Genomic DNA, 276 nt, shown 5'->3' with positions numbered 1-276 from the left:
CTGGGCTCATCCCCGCCCGTGCGGGGAGCACGGAAGAAGTAGCCGTCAATGCAGGCGGGTTTAGGGCTCATCCCCGCCCGTGCGGGGAGCACCACGAGGGGTGGGCGTATCCCCCTGCGCATAGGGGCTCATCCCCGCCCGTGCGGGGAGCACGTGTGAGTCCGTCGGCGTGTTTTTGATTCTGCGGGCTCATCCCCGCCCGTGCGGGGAGCACGGTGCCTGGATTTTTGGAACAGCTACCATTCTGGGCTCATCCCCGCCCGTGCGGGGAGCACG

The 276-nt window shown here is 68.1% G+C and carries 1 CRISPR repeat array.

Annotated elements, in window-relative coordinates:
• Positions 1-2 precede the first annotated feature (2 nt).
• Positions 3-276: a CRISPR direct-repeat array (repeat unit 30 nt; unit sequence GGGCTCATCCCCGCCCGTGCGGGGAGCACG).

It is taken from the genome of Rothia sp. HMSC065C12 (assembly GCF_001812085.1).
Classification (GTDB): domain Bacteria; phylum Actinomycetota; class Actinomycetes; order Actinomycetales; family Micrococcaceae; genus Rothia; species Rothia mucilaginosa.
The sequence above is the reverse complement of the archived record's forward strand: the minus strand, read 5'-3'. Positions and strand labels throughout refer to the sequence as shown.